We start from the raw sequence: 1,508 nt of genomic DNA, 5'->3' as shown, positions 1-1,508 counted from the left end.
GACCCAGGACGAAATTTGAAACCATACTGGCGACGCCCGGGTGGCCGATGCCAAGCCGCAGGCGGTAGAACGTATTCTGATTGCCCAGTTGCGCAATGATGTCGCGCAACCCGTTGTGACCGCCATGGCCGCCGCCCTGCTTGAGCTTGGCAACGCCCGGAGGCAGATCGAGTTCGTCATGCGCCACGAGGATTTCTTCAGGCTTGATGCGGAAGAAACCGGCGAGTGCCGCCACGGCCTGGCCGCTGCGGTTCATGTAGGTGGTGGGAATCAGCAGACGAACATCCTGACCCTGGTGCGAATAGCGCCCGGTCAGGCCGAAATATTTGCGATCGGCCACAAGATTCACATTCTGTGCTTGGGCGATGCGCTCAACAAAAAGGGCCCCTGCGTTATGCCGGGTCTGGTCGTATTCAGCGCCTGGATTTCCCAGGCCAACGATCAGTTTGATGGCAGTCACGATAGGGGCCCTTCCTTTGAGTGGTGAGTAACATCGCCGCGATCAGGGAAAGCGGCGAAAGTGGACGAAAATTGCTCATTTACCATGATGTAAACTCCGCGTTCCCGCCCGCTTTCTCGCTACGTTCCAGTCCGCGATGTTACTTGCTCACTCAGGCATGACAGAGTGAATTACTCTGCTGCGCCTTCTTCGGTAGCTTCTGGAGCAACACGTGGAGCGTGGACGTTGGCAACAGCCTTGTCATCGCCGTGTGCCAGAGCAACGAACTCAACGCCTTTAGGAGCTTTGAGGTCCGACAGGTGAATGATCGAACCGATTTCAGCGTCAGCCAGATCGACTTCGATGAACTCAGGCAGATCTTTCGGCAGGCAGGTCACTTCGATTTCAGCAACAACGTGCGAAATCTCGCCGCCTTTCTTCACTGGAGCAGCTTCGTTGATGAAGTGCACAGGAACGATAGCGGTCAGTTTCTGGCCAGCGACAACGCGTACGAAGTCAGCGTGCAGCACGTGGCCTTTAGCCGGGTGACGTTGCAGAGCTTTGATGATTACGTTCTGCTTGGTGCCGCCAACGTTCAGCTCGATGATGTGGCTGTAAGCCGCTTCGTTTTCGAGCAGTTTGGCAACTTCTTTAGCCAGCATGCTGATGGATTCAGGGGCTTTTTCGCCACCGTAAACTACAGCTGGAACCAGGCTTGCGAGACGACGCAGGCGGCGGCTCGCACCTTTCCCCAGGTCGGAACGCACTTCAGCATTCAGAGTAAAATCGTTCATTGTGTATCTCCAATATAGCCATGACCGGAGTGGCGTTTGCGACCAGCGCCAAACACGGTATGGGCAAAAAAGCCCCGCCCCGGCAGGAATGCCGGGGCGGGGCGCTTTTCGTCAACGAGACATTTCGAGAAGGGCAGGGCCCTTAACGGAACATCGCGCTGATCGATTCTTCATTGCTGATGCGGCGAACCGCTTCGGCAACAACCGGGGCGAGGTCCCGTTGACGGTGACGTGCACCGGCGTGGGGAGGCGCGGACCGCGGGCTGGGGGTGGTG

Annotated in this window: 1 protein-coding gene and 2 pseudogenes; all 3 read right to left on the bottom strand. The window is 57.4% G+C overall.

Annotated elements, in window-relative coordinates:
- Window position 1: 1 nt before the first annotated feature.
- Window positions 2–460 (bottom strand): annotated as a pseudogene (pth, locus tag ACIPZE_RS26620) (aminoacyl-tRNA hydrolase); the annotation flags it as partial.
- A 170-nt stretch (window positions 461–630) separates the two neighbouring features.
- Window positions 631–1,233: a 50S ribosomal protein L25/general stress protein Ctc gene (locus ACIPZE_RS26615; protein ID WP_129395493.1), complete on the bottom strand. Its 603-nt coding sequence runs from the start codon at window positions 1,231–1,233 to the stop codon at window positions 631–633.
- Between the two features lie 142 nt (window positions 1,234–1,375).
- A pseudogene (locus tag ACIPZE_RS26610) lies at window positions 1,376–1,508 on the bottom strand (ribose-phosphate pyrophosphokinase); the annotation flags it as partial.

The organism is Pseudomonas sp. NPDC089741 (assembly GCF_044748825.1).
Classification (GTDB): Bacteria; Pseudomonadota; Gammaproteobacteria; order Pseudomonadales; family Pseudomonadaceae; genus Aquipseudomonas; species Aquipseudomonas helmanticensis.
Note: the sequence above shows the minus strand (reverse complement) of the source record. Positions and strands in the feature narration are given on the sequence as shown.